Annotated in this window: 9 protein-coding genes; 7 read left to right on the top strand and 2 right to left on the bottom strand. The window is 56.1% G+C overall.

Annotation, left to right across the window (positions count from 1 at the left end):
- Positions 1–2: 2 nt before the first annotated feature.
- Both DW49_RS0111390 and DW49_RS0111385 read right to left on the bottom strand, forming a co-directional pair.
- On the bottom strand, positions 3–2621 hold the full coding sequence (locus tag DW49_RS0111390) for a dermonecrotic toxin domain-containing protein (protein ID WP_005620986.1): 2619 nt from the start codon (positions 2619–2621) through the stop codon (positions 3–5).
- Between the two features lie 144 nt (positions 2622–2765).
- Positions 2766–5864: a dermonecrotic toxin domain-containing protein gene (locus DW49_RS0111385; protein WP_005620988.1), complete on the bottom strand. Its 3099-nt coding sequence runs from the start codon at positions 5862–5864 to the stop codon at positions 2766–2768.
- A 244-nt stretch (positions 5865–6108) separates the two neighbouring features.
- On the opposite strand from DW49_RS0111385, the gene DW49_RS0111380 reads away from it, so the two are divergent.
- From DW49_RS0111380 to DW49_RS0111355, 7 genes are all read left to right on the top strand, one after another.
- Positions 6109–7851, top strand: a complete 1743-nt coding sequence (locus DW49_RS0111380; RefSeq protein ID WP_005736929.1) for a potassium/proton antiporter — start codon at positions 6109–6111, stop codon at positions 7849–7851.
- 38 nt (positions 7852–7889) lie between these two features.
- Positions 7890–11279, top strand: coding sequence for a mechanosensitive channel MscK (gene mscK / locus DW49_RS0111375; RefSeq protein ID WP_005620992.1), 3390 nt, complete (start codon positions 7890–7892; stop codon positions 11277–11279).
- A 552-nt stretch (positions 11280–11831) separates the two neighbouring features.
- On the top strand, positions 11832–13667 hold the full coding sequence (gene tssI, locus DW49_RS0111370) for a type VI secretion system tip protein TssI/VgrG (RefSeq protein ID WP_005620995.1): 1836 nt from the start codon (positions 11832–11834) through the stop codon (positions 13665–13667).
- Between the two features lie 22 nt (positions 13668–13689).
- On the top strand, positions 13690–14301 hold the full coding sequence (locus DW49_RS0111365) for a DcrB-related protein (RefSeq protein ID WP_005620997.1): 612 nt from the start codon (positions 13690–13692) through the stop codon (positions 14299–14301).
- Positions 14298–15233: a PAAR domain-containing protein gene (locus tag DW49_RS0111360; RefSeq protein ID WP_086005789.1), complete on the top strand. Its 936-nt coding sequence runs from the start codon at positions 14298–14300 to the stop codon at positions 15231–15233. The genes DW49_RS0111365 and DW49_RS0111360 overlap by 4 nt, the downstream gene beginning before the upstream one ends.
- A gap of 20 nt (positions 15234–15253) precedes the next feature.
- The gene (locus tag DW49_RS1000000133915; RefSeq protein ID WP_269433777.1) at positions 15254–15436 is read left to right on the top strand and encodes a GH-E family nuclease; all 183 of its coding nucleotides are present in this window, start codon (positions 15254–15256) and stop codon (positions 15434–15436) included.
- Between the two features lies 1 nt (position 15437).
- On the top strand, positions 15438–16037 hold the full coding sequence (locus tag DW49_RS0111355; RefSeq protein WP_024421240.1) for a suppressor of fused domain protein: 600 nt from the start codon (positions 15438–15440) through the stop codon (positions 16035–16037).
- The last annotated feature ends 434 nt before the right edge of the window (positions 16038–16471 follow it).

The following is a 16471-nucleotide window of genomic DNA, read 5'->3' as shown; positions in this document are numbered from 1 at the left end:
GATCAGTGAGGACTGAACAGATCAGTGACCGGGTTCTGTGGAAAAAACCGGTCGACCAGTACCTTGGCTTCCGCCCCTAACTTGAGTGCGTAGTGCTCTCGACTGAAAGGTTCGCCTGTACGCAAATCGTAAAGTGGCCGTCCTTGAGCCGGGCGGTCAACCTCTTGCATCTGGATTTTCATAATGCGGTAAAACTCGCCGACTACCTCTTCGATGCTCTCGACCTTGAAATAGCAGCCGGGCAGAAAGATCGACTCCGCCTCCTCGGGTGACGCTGAAAAGGGCGCAATCGGGGTGGCCCTCAAATATCGACCTTTGGGCAAAATGAAGACCACCGATGTGTCATCGAACGTTACCGGCCCAATCATGGCACTAACCGGCGCCCCGGCCCGACTGCTGGCGAAGGCGCTGACCACATAGGGGTTTTCGCTGAACGAAGTGATATCGGTATTGACCAGCACATCGCCGACCTTGATCTTCCCACTGCGAAATACAGCTCCCGAAGTGCCCCGCTCGCCGCTGCCACCCCGATACAACTCGACATCATTGTTGTACCCCACCACATGAATGTCCTCGGCGAGGTGCTCGATGAGTCGTACCTGATTGACCCTGTTGCTCTCGCCCGTACGCAGGAACCGATTGAACTCCGAGTCATTCTGGGTATAGAGCATGATATTTCTGCCGTAATACTCGTCCTGACCGACCTTGAACACCCGATGCTTGCCATGCCAAGGGTCTTTGTACACCTCATCGCCTTCCGGCGAAGAATCAGACTCCAGAACATCCTCCGGGGTTGGCTCCCAGATCGCCATGGCCTCTTTCTGACGAGTCAGGGCTGTTTCTGCATAGTCCTGCTCGTTGAACATGTCCGTTTGCAGATACCTGTCCCAAAACGTCGATCGCACCGTTGCGTAAGGTTTGCCTGTCGGGGCAGATGCGCTGGTCGAAGGAACCTGCCCATCCATGGGCGAGCCGCCCTGCAAGCCGAGTGGTTTCATCAACGTCCACTCCCCGTCAGCACTCAGACGTACAGACCTGCTGTCGATGAACGCAAAAGGATTGTCCGGGTTGACGATAAACCAGCATTGCTGCTGTTCATTGAACATCACGCGATACGGCAACTGCGCAATCTTGATCCAGGTTTCGCCCTTGCCCACCGAGTAAATGCCACGAAACCTACCTTCTTCGGCTGAAGGCGTGAGGCTGTCCAGCAGCAGGTTGCCTTCAATGTTTTCCAGTGGATCGACAGGGGCGCCGCTCTGCACAACTTCACCGGAGAGTGACACGACGTCCGCCCGCGCTAACGACGTAGGCTCGGGCGTGGCCCGAATGGACATCAACAGCGGCAGATTAAAGAGCAGGTAGAGGGTGTTGAGAATGGCGCCCAACACACCAGCCCGGCGTTGCGCCGGGGTCTTGCCATTGACCGCCTGATCGATGTTCAACCCGATATTGGCAAGGCTTGCGCCAACCAGCGTCAAGGCGATTGGCCAGCCCAGCGGGGCGAGCCCGCCAAAAACCTGCATGAACGCGCTCAGATAACCGATCCACATCTGTTTACGCAGATCGGCATTGGAGGTCAGCAATTGATGTGCGTCAGCAGTCATTACCTGACGAGCGATGTCACGCAGGTAAGTGAAGGGATCACCCACAATGGGCGCCTGGGATTGATTGATGAGCCGAACGTCAGCACGCCAGTCGTGCGCGAGCAAATCGCTGACCCCGCGAGAAAACCTGGCACTGTCTTGTGTTCGTGTCGCCTCGCCACGCAGGAAATGGCCTGTCAGCGCCTTGCCCGCCTGTTCGCTCGTGAACTGGCCCTTGAGCCAGTTGTAAACAGCGCGTTCGTTGTCGAACACCCGAAAGGGCTGCTCTGCGTCGGGGCAGTAAATCACCTCCCGCCCACCGGCGATAACGATGCGCAGGATGTCATGAGCCTTGATGCCATTGATGTCCAGCATATGCACCGAAAGGCCGGGCATTGACGGGCGCGAGTTGCGCAAGTTATTCAGCGTTGGAGCCTGCGAGGGATCAGCGGTAACGATGCACGTGACGTGTTTGAAATCGTCTGACGAAAGCTGGCCCTTGCGCAAGCAATTAGCGGCTGCCACCAGATAGTGCGCCTTGGCCAGAATGCAGAAGTTTTCACTGTGCGCGCTCCAGAAGCGGTCCATGCGTCGGGTGTACAAAGTGCTGAAGTCGAGCGTCCACATGTCCTTGAGTACATCTTGAGGCAACATTGGCACTTCATTGCGCTCGTCGAAAAACTCGTGATCAGGACCATCGGTGTAGAAACCGCCGTAAAGAGACAGCTCGTCACTGGCCTCCTGGTCGTGGGCACTGAAATTCTGCATGAGCAGTTCGATCAATGTCATCGACTGCAACGGTTTGCCGGAATGCTGCCAGCCGGTAAATGTGCGCGGACTGCTGCTTGCGCTGCCGAAACGATGCCAGTAGACCTTGTCAGGGTTGAACACCTTTTTCGTGTGCCGAAGCATGATCTTGCTGGCTACGCTGGAGGCCAGACCGTGCAGATCGGGATAATCGAGAAAAAACTGCCGCGCGCGTTCACGCAGCAGTTGCTGATCAGGTATATGGGCTATCGAAGGTGTGGATGTCATGACGTCTTCCTGTATGAGAGAAGTCATGCATGTAGTCACCCATTGATACAAGTGTGGCACTAACTATCTATAGCGTTACATGTGGTCCTTATTCAGCAAACCGCCCGTCTGGCGAAAGAGCCGAGCCGATGTAAACAGTATCCGTTACCAACCGTTCTCAGAGCCTGACGAGATTTTCGCGACTCTCTTGAAGGGAAAATAAAAGTCCACGGCCTCGTTCAGGTGTTCGATGTACAACACGGACAGGACTTCATCAACCGGTAAGTAGGAACGCTCCAGCAGATCAAAATAGTCAGGTCGCAGTTTTCTCAAGACGTCTGACATGAGTTTGGGACCGGTCAGGTCTGAAATGCGCGTCATGTAGGGCGTCATTCTGTCTTTCGAAGCGCTTCGCAAGGCTTCACTGCTGCGATCAATGAAGGGTCTACGCGTGCTGAAAAACGCGTTGTTGGTCTGCTTTTCATTCTGAAAGCGGGTGTTTATTTCTTTCAGGAACCTCTTCAGAACCGGGTTGTTCGGGCGGCTGGCGAAATGGCTGTTACCTGGCCCGGTGTAGCTCAATTGCTTCGCCTCCAGACGCCTTCCCAGTAATACATCATTGGGCCCGGCTTTTAATGGCGCGCCAGCGAAAGAAACATCAATGGTGTCATCGCAATCAAGATAAATGCCGCCATACTCGTCGATCAGCCGGTAACGTAGAACGTCCGAAGCAGCAGCATAATTACGATTATCCGAATGCATGAAATAGTTGAACGCCTCGCCATTTTCTCCATTCAAGAATGAGGGGAAAAACGCTTCTTCCTTGAGTCTGGAAATCTGCATTTGCGAATGTTCGCTAAAGTAATCCACTAACTGCCGATGGGCCGTCGGGTGGTTGATATCGATATGCAGCTCGAAGCGCAAGTCCGGACTGGTTCGCATGTTGTCGAGCATCTTTTCCAGCAGGTTATTGCCCGGCATTCGTTCGCCCAGCCATATATGATGAACCACACGGCTGACGGGCTCGGCATCTGCAGGAATCCTGGGCACGCGAGGGAAGGCATAGATTTCGAAGCGGCGGCTCTGTGGCAGTTTTGCCCTTACCTTTCTGAATGCATCCTCAGACCCGCTGTTCCAGCCCCCGTTGCGGTCCAGCCAGACGAGCCCGCTTGAAGACTGGTCAGTTCTCCAGCACAGGATATCGGCATCGTAATAGACGCTCTTCCTGCTGCCTCCAATCTGAATGAAGTATTTCTCTACGACCGTTCCTTTTTCCTGGCTCAGGACTTCCTCGATCATGATCTGATCCAGAGGCAACTCGACCTGCACTTTGGGTGCCCAGCGCTGCACCTCGATTGCAGGCTCGCCAGCCACAACCGACATTGAGGCAATTTCTGCCTCGCTGGCAGGCGGCAACTGCGACCCATCGAAGCTCTCCCCGCCGCGCAACCCCGGCTTGAGGTCCAGATCCCAATAGCCGGTGTCGATAGTCTTCACATAGGGGCCCCAGGCTCGCGGGTCCGAGGCCGTGCGAATTCGGTACTGCTTTTCCTGCGGCACCCACTCCACCCGGAAGGTACGATCATGCAACTCGATGTAGCTTCTGCCTTCAAGCGGATAGATACCCGCCACTTCGCCCGGTGCCAGGCCCGGTAATTCTTGAGGCACCTGGAGAGCACGCAACAGGCGACGCATTTTTGGATTGAGCGAGCGCAAGGCTGGAGGTTCTTCCCTGAAAACAGGAACCGGCTCGACCTCTATAGCAGGGTCGATTGTAGATGGGCCAGAAACCTCATAGCCGCCACCCGCGTCGTCAACCAGCCCCGTTTCAACTCCTGCCTCGACCGCAGCGCCCTCCTCGGCAAGGATCGGCAACGCATTCAATACGCCGAAAGCAATCCGCCCAAGCCCTGCCTGGCGCTCTTCGAGCGTGCGACCATTCACTGCCGCGTCGACGCCAAGTCCTACCAGCGCAAGAGACAGCCCCGCAATCACCGGCATAAGTTCGGGAAAGACGATGGAGACGCCTCCCAGGACAGACACGCACTCGCTCAAGCCACTGCTGACTTCTTCTTTCCAATAGTCGTCATGGCTGCGAATTTTTTGCAGCGCATCGGTTTCTGACTTCGCCTTGACCCGATCCTTGAAGTGCGAAAACGGCCACGGATGCAAAGGCTCGCCGAACTGCACCAGTTTGCGGGGGTTCCAGGCACCGGTCGCGGAATCCAGCAGCTTCGGATAGACCGCAAAGCCTCGCAGCGCAGTGGCAACACCGCTGTAGAAAAAACCATCGACATCATCTGCAGCGCTGAAATGCCCCTCGAAAGAACGGCGCTTGCCCGGATCCCTGCACATCAGCGCGACCCAGTCCTTGAGTGCGTCGGCGTTTTTGAAGGTATGAATGGGCGACGAGTTACCGGGTATATAGAGCAGTACAGTCGGCGAATCGGCACTGCGTATGACCATGATGTCGACCGCGCTGTAACCATGCACCCGCAATTCGGAAATCGTCACGCGAGTGGAAACCGGGGCGGCGACAAAATCGTCGAAGCTCAGTTCTTTCCAGCCCCGATCGCCAGGCAAGCCGAGCGCCTCCAGGATCATGGCCTTGTGCTCGGCCTTGAGAGTCTGTTCGTCGGCTTGTAGCCAGGCCGCCTTGAACAATCCGGCCTTGAGCATAAGGTTGTAGTCTTTGGCGTGCGCCTGCCAGAACTGCTTCAGGTAGGCGAGATAGCCTGATTGCAGATTATGATCCCAGATGTATTGCTTGAATGCCTCGGCAGTGATGGCAAGTTGGGTAGTCGAGCCGTAGTGCTGGGGGTCAGTTTTCCGGTAGACAGCCTCATATGCAATGCAGTCATAAGTCGGCAGTTTTTCGTCAACGACCTGACAGTTGAAACCGCCGTCACGATGAGCCAGCAGATGCCCGAGGTGATCGAACCAGTCGCCGTTGCCCTTTTGTTGCCAGTTACGCAGCAGCGCCTGGGTCAATGTCATGGCGTGCACGACATTGGCCCGTTGCGGTGCCGGATAGGCACTCGGGTCCTCAAGGAACAGGGTCGCGATCAGTGTTTCGTCCGGCTCGAGCTCCACGTCCCACTTCGCCAGGCATTCGCGCTTCACATCTTCGCTGGCCTGGGCTGCAGGCGACTTCAGGCTGATCCTGTTCAGCCGAAAGTAATCGCTCACCGAAAAGTTCTCCCGGACACGCGCCCAAAACTGTTCGTCGGTAACCGAGCCTTTTGCAAAATCATCTTCGTCCATGATGAAAACTCTCTGAGGGGTGGAGCACAGACGTTAGGACTTAGAGCGTTTGGCCTGCGGTGTATATATATTCAGTAACGACTCATGGTCGCGAATCACGTGTGCCGGAGAGCTTCATCTGCCCCAGACTTGAAATTGCACTTTGACAGCCAAGCAATTCAACAGGTTAAATCCCTTGGCACGCGGACTGCATGGTCACTTTTCCGCTTTTCGCTTCACTTTCGTTTTGTATGGAGTACCGCCCTTGGACGCCACCACCATCAACAGCCTGTTCCTGATCGGCGCGTTGCTGGTAGCCGCAAGCATCCTGGTCAGTTCTCTCTCATCGCGCCTCGGCATTCCTATTCTGGTTATCATTCTGGCCGTGGGCATGGTGGCGGGCGTGGATGGCGGCGGGATCATCTTCGATAACTACGCTACCGCCTACCTGGTCGGCAACCTCGCGCTGGCCGTCATCCTGCTCGACGGCGGCCTGCGAACGCGGGTGGCCAGTTTTCGGGTAGCGCTGTGGCCGGCCTTGTCGCTGGCAACGGTAGGCGTGTTGATCACCACTGTATTGACCGGCATGGTCGCCGCGTGGCTGTTCAACCTGAGCCTTATTCAGGGCCTGCTGATCGGCGCCATCGTCGGTTCGACAGACGCCGCAGCGGTGTTCTCGCTGCTCGGCGGCAAAGGCCTGAACGAGCGTGTCACCGCAAGCCTTGAGATCGAATCGGGCAGTAATGATCCCATGGCGGTGTTCTTGACCGTGACCCTGATCGGTATGCTCGCCAGTGGCCAGACCGGCCTGCACTGGGGCCTGCTGGGGCACCTGATTCAGGAATTCGGTATCGGCAGTTTCATCGGCCTGGGTGGCGGCTGGATTTTGCTGCAACTGGTCAACCGCATCAATCTGGCCGCCGGGCTGTACCCGATTCTGGTCATCGCGGGGGGGCTGGCGATCTTTGCCCTGACCAACGCCATTCATGGCAGCGGTTTTCTTGCGGTGTACCTGTGCGGCCTGGTGCTCGGTAACCGGCCGATCCGCAGCCGCCACGGCATTCTGCACATGCTCGACGGGATGGCCTGGCTGGCGCAGATCGGCATGTTTCTGGTGTTGGGCCTGCTGGTCACACCGCACGACCTGCTGCCGATTGCGATACCGGCGCTGGGCCTGGCGCTGTGGATGATTCTGGTCGCACGCCCGTTGTCGGTGATGGTCGGCCTGCTGCCGTTCAAGGCGTTTCATGGTCGCGAAAAGGCGTTCATTGCCTGGGTCGGCCTGCGTGGGGCGGTCCCGATCATTCTGGCGGTGTTCCCGCTGATGGCCGGGCTGCCCAACGCGCAACTGTATTTCAACCTGGCCTTCTTCATCGTGCTGGTTTCGCTGCTGCTGCAAGGCACCAGCCTGCCGTGGATGGCCAAGCTGCTGAAAGTGACGGTTCCGCCAGACCCCGCGCCTATTTCCCGCGCCGCGCTGGAGGTGCATGTCACCAGCGAATGGGAGCTGTTCGTTTACCGGCTGGGCGCTGAAAAATGGTGCATCGGTGCGGCGCTGCGCGAATTGAAGATGCCGGAAGGCACACGTATTGCCGCATTGTTTCGCGGCCAGCAGCTGCTGCACCCGTCTGGCAGTACGACCCTGGAAGTGGGCGACCTGCTGTGTGTAATCGGCCACGAACACGACCTTCCAGCGCTGGGCAAACTGTTCAGCCAAGCACCGCAACGCGGTCTGGACCTGCGCTTTTTCGGCGATTTCGTACTCGAAGGCGATGCGCGGCTGGGCGAAGTGGCGGCGCTGTACGGCCTGAAACTCGACGGCATCGACCCCGGAATGCCGCTCAGCCAGTTCATCGTGCAAAAGAATCGCGGCGAGCCTGTGGTGGGTGACCAGATTGAATGGAATGGCACTATTTGGACCGTTGCCGTGATGGACGGGAACAAGATCCAGAAAGTCGGCGTCAAATTCCCCGAAGGAACCCGCCCGGGCCCCGGACTGTTCCTTTAAACTGCCAACCCACACGTATCATCATGCGACCGGTGTCTATGTTTTCCCTGCGTTTCATTTGTGCTGCCGCACTGTTTGCGCTTTGCCTGTCTACCGTCCCGGCGCTGGCCGCCGAGCCGCCCACCCGCGATGCCGTGCAGCAAAGCCTCGACAAGATTGCCGATCGCAAACTGCCTGATGCCGACCAGAAGGCCTTGCAGCAGGTGCTTGAGCAGACGCTGGCGTTTCTCAACAGCAAAGACGACAGCGAACAAAAGCTGATCGCCCTCAAGCAGCAACTGGCTCAAGCGCCGAAACAGACCTCGGACAACCAGCGCGAGCTGGCCCGGTTGAAAGAAAGCAAGGTCGTTGCGGTCGCGCAGCGCTACGGCGGCCTTGATGTGCCGCAACTGGAGCAACTGCTCAGCCAGCGCAGCACCCAGCAAAGTGATCTGCAAAGCGAGCTTAACGAAGCCAACAGCCTGGCCATCACCGCGCAAACCCGGCCAGAACGGGCGCAGACTGAAATCAGCGCCAATCAGACACGCATCCAGCAGATCAACGCCATCCTCAAGAATGGCAAAGACAACGGCAAAACCCTGAGCGCCGATCAGCGCAATCTGCTCAACGCGGAACTGGCCTCGATCAACGCGCTGAACCTGCTGCGTCGCCAGGAACTGGCCGGCAACAGCCAGTTGCAGGACCTGGGCAACAGCCAGCACGACTTGCTGACCGAAAAAGTCGCCCGTCAGGAGCAGGAAATTCAGGACCTGCAAACCCTGATCAACGATAAGCGTCGCGCCCAGTCGCAGAAAACTGTAGCCGATATTTCTCTGGAAGCGCAGAAATCCGGCGGCAGCAGCCTGCTGGCGACCGAAAGCGCGGCCAACCTCAAGCTGTCGGATTACCTGTTGCGCGGCACCGACCGTCTCAACGAACTGACCCAGCAAAACCTCAAGACCAAGCAGCAACTGGACAACCTGACGCAGACCGATCAAGCCCTCAGCGAGCAGATCAACGTGCTGAGCGGCAGCCTGCTGCTGTCCAAGATTCTCTACAAGCAAAAACAGTCGTTGCCGCACCTGGAACTGGACAAAGGCCTGGCTGACGAAATCGCCAACATTCGCCTGTATCAGTTCGACGTCAATCAGCAACGCGAGCAGATGAGCACACCGACCGCTTACGTCGAACGGCTGCTCGCCACCCAGCCCCCGGAAAATGTCACCCCGCAACTGCGCAGGACGCTGCTTGATCTGGCCATCACCCGCAGCGACCTGCTCGAACGCCTGAATCGTGAGTTGAGCGCGTTGCTCAACGAGTCCATCACGCTGCAATTGAACCAGAAGCAGCTGACCAGCACCGCCGTCGGCCTGCGCTCCACGCTGGACGAGCAGATGTTCTGGATCCCCAGCAACAAGCCACTGGACCTGGAGTGGTTCCAGAACATCTGGCCGCGCCTGCAAAAACAGGTCGCGACCCTGCCCTGGACGTCCAGCCTCAGCGAACTGTCGGACGGCCTGACGCAACGCCCGCTGCTGTTTCTGCCGCTGTTGCTGCTGATCGGCGTGCTGACCTGGAGGCGCAAGGCGCTGTACCAGAAGCTCAACCGGCTGCACGCCGACATCGGCCACTTCAAACGTGACAGCCAGTGGAAAACCCCGCTGGCGCTGCTGATCAACGTGCTGCTGGCAATGCCGGTCGCACTGGGGCTGGCGCTGTGTGGCTATGCCCTGCAAATCGATGCGCGCGGGCAAAACGCCAACCTCGGCGAGGCCTTGCTGCAGATCGCGCTGGCTTGGCTGGTGTTCTACACCGCCTACCGCGTGCTGGCCCCGTCCGGCGTTGCGCAGCTGCACTTTCGCTGGGAACCGGCGCAGGTCGCGTTCCTGCGCGGCTGGGTTCGTCGCCTGGGGTTGGTGGTGCTGGCGCTGGTCGCCGTGGTTGCGGTCGCCGAGCATCAACCGGCCGCGCTGGCCGACGACGTGCTGGGTATCGGCGTGGTGCTGACCTGTTACGCGCTGATGACCTGGCTGCTGGGCCGATTGCTGCTCTCCAGCCCAACGCACCACAACGCGTCGCTGTTCCGCAAGACGCTGGGCGTGGCGTTCACGGCATTGCCGGTCGCGCTCTTTCTGGCGGTGTGCTTCGGCTACTACTACACCGCCCTCAAGCTCAGCGACCGTCTGATCGACACGCTGTACCTGATGATGATCTGGCTGATGGTCGAAGCCACCTTCGTTCGTGGTCTGGGCGTTGCCGCACGGCGACTGGCCTACCAGCGTGCGCTGGCCAAACGTCAGGCTGCGCGAGAAAACGGTGACAGCGACATCCCTGTCGAAGAACCGAAACTGGACATCGAACAGGTCAACCAGCAGTCGCTGCGCCTGATTCGTCTGGCCCTGCTGGCCGGCTTCGTCGGCGCACTGTATCTGGTCTGGGCCGAGCTGATCACAGTGTTCGCCTACCTGGACAACATCATTCTTTACGAATACACCAGCGGCACCGGCGCCAACATGAGCATGGTGCCGATCAGCCTGAGCGACTTCCTCGGTGCCGGGGTCATCATCGTCATCACGTTTGTGCTGGCGGGCAACCTGCCCGGCTTGCTCGAGGTGCTTGTGCTGTCACGCATGAACCTGGCGCAAGGCAGCGCGTACGCCACCACCACGCTGCTGTCCTACACCATCGCAGGCGTCGGCTTTGTGACCACGCTGTCGACACTGGGCGTGAGCTGGGACAAGCTGCAGTGGCTGGTCGCAGCGCTGTCAGTGGGCCTGGGCTTCGGCATGCAGGAGATCTTCGCCAACTTCATCTCCGGCATCATGATCCTCTTCGAGCGCCCGGTACGGATCGGCGACACCATCACCATCGGTGCCCTGTCGGGTACGGTCAGCAAGATCCGCATCCGCGCCACGACCATCACCGACTTCGACCGCAAGGACATCATCGTCCCGAACAAAACCTTCATCACCGGCCAGCTCATCAACTGGTCGCTGACCGACACCGTCACCCGCGTAACGCTCAAGCTGGGCGTGGATTACGGCTCGGACCTGGACCTGGTGCGCTCCCTGCTGCTGCAAGCCGCGCGGGAAAACCCTCGGGTGCTCAAGGAGCCAGAGCCCATCGTCTACTTCCTGAACTTCGGCGAAAGCACCCTCGACCACGAACTGCGCATGCACGTCCGCGACCTGGGCGACCGCAACCCGGTGCTCGACGAGATCAACCGCTTCATTAACCGCGAGTTCAAGAAACAGCACATCAACATCTCGTTCCGTCAGATGGAGATCTACCTCAAAAACACCCAGGGCCTGGAATACAAACTGGTGCCCGCCGAGCCAAGCGACAAACACGGCGCACCGGCTGGGCAAACCACGCTGCAACCGGTAAACACCAAAGTGGCCCCGGCAACCAAGGATGCGCCAGAGCCGCCTGAGTTGAGGCTGGACTGAGGCTGAATGGGGAGTGACCGGCGGTTTGGGTGGCTGTCGGTTGTTCTCGGCTTTCTGCATGAAGTCCTGCTGTTCCAAGACCAGTAAATGGCCCGCTTGTGCGGGCTTTTATGCATCAATCGCTCTTTGAGAATAATCAGGTAGTATCCGGTATCCCCGCTACACACGTAACTTATCCAGCCTTGTAAGCCAGCACGTTATGGCATTCGAACTCCACGAACATCCCGCCTTTATAGCGACCTGAACACCTGCTTTCATGGCCGTAAATCGTCGCGTTTGCTTAGATCGTATTCGTTCAAACATACCCGACCACTGGCACTTTCACCCGTTGTTGCGGTCACACTCGCTGATATTTGCGAGGTATCGGTCACGTCTGTAGCCCGATTCCCACAACATTTTCAGAGATTTAACGCTGACCTCATGGGCTGTAGACGTCGCAGCAGTACTCCATAAGGTTGATGCTTGCGTACCAGGCCCGCGACCTGTTCGTCAGTACGAGCAGGAGCCGTTGAATCCGGCGGCGTCCGACGCCCAGCCTTCAAGGAGATGTACATGTTGATGGACCTTGCCGCGATGCTCTCGCCGCAAAACCGGCGTCTTTTCAAATTCAGGAATCTCGCCAATCCCAATCAGGAATTGCTGCTGGAGTCCTTCAGCGGCACAGAAGGGCTTTCTCAGGCTTACAGCTTTGAGCTATTGCTCATTCACTACGACTCGGGGATCAAGCTGAAGTCGATGATGGGCCAGCATTCGGTGATCGAAATTGAACTGGCTGACGGCTCCTCACGTTATATCGCTGGATACCTGACACGCTTTGCCAGCGTCGGAAGCGACGGCGGCATGGCTCGCTACACCGCCACATTGCGGCCCTGGTTCGCGATGCTGGAAAACCGCGTTGATACCCGCATTTTTCAGAGCAATACGGTCGATGAAGTGGTCGCTCAAGTGTTTGCGCAGTGCTCCGCAATCTCTCGCCACGAATTCCGTCTGGCCACGCAGCTAAAGCGCCATACCTACATCACCCAGTACCGTGAGTCTGACTTCAGCTTCGTCCAGCGCCTGCTGGAAGAAGAAGGATTGTTCTACTACTTCGAGCACACCGCCGAAGGTCACACCATGATCATCTGCGACGACTCCACCTCGCTGGTGCCGTTGCCCGAACAACCGCAGATCCGCTTTCATACCGCATCAGTAACCGAGTTGGCAGACTCCATCACTGACTGGAGCGCCAACCGCCATTTGCAGGCATCGCGGATGGCGGTGCAGACTTTCGATTATCGCCAGCCGAACAATCGGTTGCCTGTTGTCATGAACAGCCTGAACCAGCAGGGCGACGTCGAACATTTCGAGATCTATGATTTCCCCGGTCAATACACCCACGGAACGTCCCACGAGGGCGAAACGTTGCTGCGTCGGCGGATCGAAGCACTGGAACTGAAGGGCAAAGACTTTCAAGGGGCCAGTAACTGCCGTGCAATGAAACCCGGCTACACCTTCGAGTTGTTGCAGCACTATGACCACGATCACGGATTGGCTGAAAACCGTCAGTTCCTGCTCGTCAGTGTCAGCAGTAGCGGCCACAACAACTACCTCACTGGCCAGCAGGCGGGTTACTTCAATACGTTTTCCTGTGTGCGTAAAAAGATCGTTTTCCGCCCTCAACTCGCCACACCACGCCCGACTATTTACGGCCCGCAAACCGCCCTTGTCGTCGGCCCGCCGGGCGAAGAAATCTTTACCGACGAACTGGGTCGCGTAAAGGTCCAGTTCCACTGGGACCGCAAAGGTCAGCGCGATAACAAGAGCTCATGCTGGGTCCGCGTCGCTCAATCCGGCGCAAGCGGCGGATTCGGCAGCATCCAGATCCCTCGCGTTGACGACGAAGTGGTCATGGTCTTCCTCGATGGCAACCCTGATCGGCCTCTGATCATGGGCAGCGTGTACAACAGCCGGAACACTCCGCCGTGGTCGTTGCCAGCCAACAAGACCCAAAGCGGTTTTCTGACGCGCTCCATAAAAGGCCACGGCGGCAACGCCAACTTCTTTCGCTTTGAGGACAAGGCTGGCGCAGAGCAGGTAAGCCTGCACGCCGAGCGCGACCTGGACACCCACGTCGAGGCCAATGAAAGTCATACCGTCGGCGGTGACAGAAAGATCACGGTCAAGGGCAAACACTCAGAAACCATCCAGCTTGAAGCGAGCATTGCAGTAGAGGAAGGCTCGTACTTCGTCACCGTCGACAAAGGCGAAGTAAAAATAAAGGCTGCTACCTCCATCACGCTTGAGGTGGGCTCCAGCAAGCTGGTCATGAACAAGGACGGGACCATCACCCTGTCCGGGATCATGGTGAACGTTGAAGGCACGACGAAAATCAACCTGAACAAGTAAGCGACTGACAAGGAGTAGCCGCATGTATAGAAGACCGGGTGAGCGTGGAAGCCTTTTTGATCGCATTTCCGAGGCTCGCATTCGCGAAGAAAAGCGTCTGGAAGAAGAGCGTCTGATACAAGAAGCCCTTGATGCCATTCCAGTGCCTGAACGCTTTCAGACCAATGAGCTGAGCTTCATTCGTCCAGAGGGGTTCAAGGACAAGACGTTTCATGTGTTCACACTGACAGACCTCGGGCCTAGCCCTTTTTCAGTTGTCATAGGGCGGTCGGTAGTCGAACCGGACGCAGACCTGGAGTCCATGGCGCAACAGCTGCTCACGGAGCTGGGAAAGACCCTGTCCCACCTGGACTGGCTAGAACCGCTTTTCCCGACCCAAGTAGCCGGAATCGATGCGCGTCAGGTCGAATTCAGATGGCGACAGCAGGGTCAGCCGGTGCACCAGTTACAACTGATCTTTCTGCACCGGGATGAGCAAGGGCAAACGCTTTTGATGCAGATTACCGGCACCAGCAATAATGTCAGCGCGATGACGCCGGAGGAGCGGGCTGCTTTCTTCACCTTGATTGATACCTTAGAGTTGAGGTACACAACACCAGACGATGACTCGTTAAAAGAAGCTATTCCGTTATGAGTGCCGCTGCGGCTCGAGTTGATGATCCAATCGAACACTCTAGCGCACTACAAGGGCTGCTGGCTGGCCTGGCTGTGGGTGCCGGCGCCGTTCTAATTGGCATAGCTGTCGTAGGAACCGGTGGTTTTGGTGCCCTTGCACTCGCCGCAATGGTTGGTGTAGGCGCATCCACAGGTGCAGGCATCGGACAACTGCTGGGGAGTCTCTCATTTGCCTGCGACAATACAGGAAAAATAGTGTCTGGCTCCCCGAACGTATCTATTAACGGCAAGCCTGCTGCCCGAGCACATATAGACACGGCAGAATGTGAGCAACATGCAGAAAAGCCTCAAGTATTGGCGCAGGGCAGTGATTCAGTCTCAATTAATGGCCAACCTGCCGCTCGAGTAGGTGATCGAACCGCCTGCGATGGAAAGATTAGTGCGGGTTCCTCGAATGTGTTCATCGGTGGTGGAACCGAGACCACAGATGACATTAATCCCGAGGTGCCTGAGTGGCTAGAGAATTCAGTTTTGGGTTTAGGACTGGCCAGCGGTACGGTACTCGCTGGGCCCATAGTAGTCGCGTTCGGTTTCTTCGGCGGGCTATTCGGGAGTCAAGCAGGCTCCTGGATAGGTGGACGCGTCTTTGAAGAGGACGGTGATGGACAAAAAATATCCACATTCGTAGGCGGTTTTATTGGTGGGGGGCTAGGCGCAAAAAGAGGGATAGCGTTCGATGCCAAATACAAAATAACTGCTAACGGCTTAGGCTCGAATTTAGGAAATATACAGGTAAAACCTAAGACTGCAAGTGACAAGCCTTCTACTTGGTCAAAAACCCTCTATAATAGGGAAAATTTAGATCCGGAGTTCGAGATAAAGTGTGGGAGAACGCTGCCACTAAAAGCAGCGACGGCATCGTCAGAGACCCTCTTACAAATGTTCCTTTGAATAAAGCCGAACCATGGGATATGGGGCATAAACCAGGCTACGAACATTGGAAACACGTAAGAAGCGCTGAGGCAAGAGGTATTAGTAGGAAACAATTTTTAGATGAATTCAATAAAGCGGAAAAATATAGACCAGAGTTACCCGCCTCAAATCGAGGACACCTCGGCGAGGATACTACAGATGGCTATTACTTAGGAGACTAGTATGAAAAGAGTACCCAGCCCACAGCGCACCGCCATAGTTAAGCATGAGCTGTCTGTATTCGGAAAAAATGATTTCCGTGTAAACAACTATTACAATGACAATAAAACTTTATCACTTGAGTTGCTCACAGTGCCGGATGAAATTGACAAAGGTATGATATCCATAGGAACAGTAGGATTATCCGAGACTTTTCTTCGCGAAGCTGATGGATCAGAATTTATCACCCGAGTTGAACTTTGCGCCGGTGCGCCTGACGACGAAAAAGAATGGTGTAATTTTGTCATCTCTACAGCATTCAAGATTTTAAGAACTGAAAATGCGGTGATGCCGGGCGAGGTAATGGAGAATATTATCTACGAATATTTTCCTGACGCTACAATGCCTCATATCTATTTAACAGTACCCTTTTTGTGGAACGAAGGACATTTTCCAGAGCTGTTATTCTCTGACGTCAGGATTAATTGGCTTCAATGCATAGCCATTCATGATTCAGAAAAGAATTTTATAGACGAACACGGTAGTGCAAAATTTGAAGATTTGCTTTCAAAAAATGACGTTAATATTTTTGACAAAACCAGAGCCTCAGTCTTGGACCTGTAAGTATTACCAGCACACTGTGTAATCGACTTTAAAACTGAAGGAGGCTGAATTTTATGAACATAATGGGCATTGAATGAAAAAGCCTCCAAGCCTTCGGTTAGAAACAGCAGCCAAGGAAATGCCTAAATTCTTCGTAGGCACGTCTACCGATCACACGTACTGCGATGGCGCTAATGAAATCTAAAAACTTAGAAGATAAAATTTCGGAACGAGTGAATCATATCTGCTAACGCCAGGCGCTGATGAGTCAGAGCTGGATAGATTTTTAAAAAATTGCGAGAACAACTTATCGGTCACTCCACCCATAGGATATCTGAGCTTTTTAAAGTGGCGGCGGCAAAAACTGAGCGCAACACCTGACCAATCCGGTACGGTGAACCTATGTCATATCATGAACTCAGCATTGAAGAACGCATCACGATCCAGTTTGGCCA

Source organism: Pseudomonas avellanae BPIC 631 (genome assembly GCF_000444135.1).
GTDB classification, from domain to species: Bacteria; Pseudomonadota; Gammaproteobacteria; order Pseudomonadales; family Pseudomonadaceae; genus Aquipseudomonas; species Aquipseudomonas avellanae.
The sequence above is the reverse complement of the archived record's forward strand: the minus strand, read 5'-3'. Positions and strand labels throughout refer to the sequence as shown.

What these genes read in the sequence shown, in the direction of transcription:
- DW49_RS0111390 (WP_005620986.1), bottom strand. Translation starts at nt 2,621, where the DNA reads ATGACATCCACACCTTCGATAGCCCATATACCTGATCAGCAACTGCTG.
- DW49_RS0111385 (WP_005620988.1), bottom strand. Translation starts at nt 5,864, where the DNA reads ATGGACGAAGATGATTTTGCAAAAGGCTCGGTTACCGACGAACAGTTT.
- mscK (WP_005620992.1), top strand. Translation starts at nt 7,890, where the DNA reads ATGTTTTCCCTGCGTTTCATTTGTGCTGCCGCACTGTTTGCGCTTTGC.
- tssI (WP_005620995.1), top strand. Translation starts at nt 11,832, where the DNA reads ATGTTGATGGACCTTGCCGCGATGCTCTCGCCGCAAAACCGGCGTCTT.
- DW49_RS0111365 (WP_005620997.1), top strand. Translation starts at nt 13,690, where the DNA reads ATGTATAGAAGACCGGGTGAGCGTGGAAGCCTTTTTGATCGCATTTCC.
- DW49_RS0111360 (WP_086005789.1), top strand. Translation starts at nt 14,298, where the DNA reads ATGAGTGCCGCTGCGGCTCGAGTTGATGATCCAATCGAACACTCTAGC.
- DW49_RS1000000133915 (WP_269433777.1), top strand. Translation starts at nt 15,254, where the DNA reads ATGGGGCATAAACCAGGCTACGAACATTGGAAACACGTAAGAAGCGCT.
- DW49_RS0111355 (WP_024421240.1), top strand. Translation starts at nt 15,438, where the DNA reads ATGAAAAGAGTACCCAGCCCACAGCGCACCGCCATAGTTAAGCATGAG.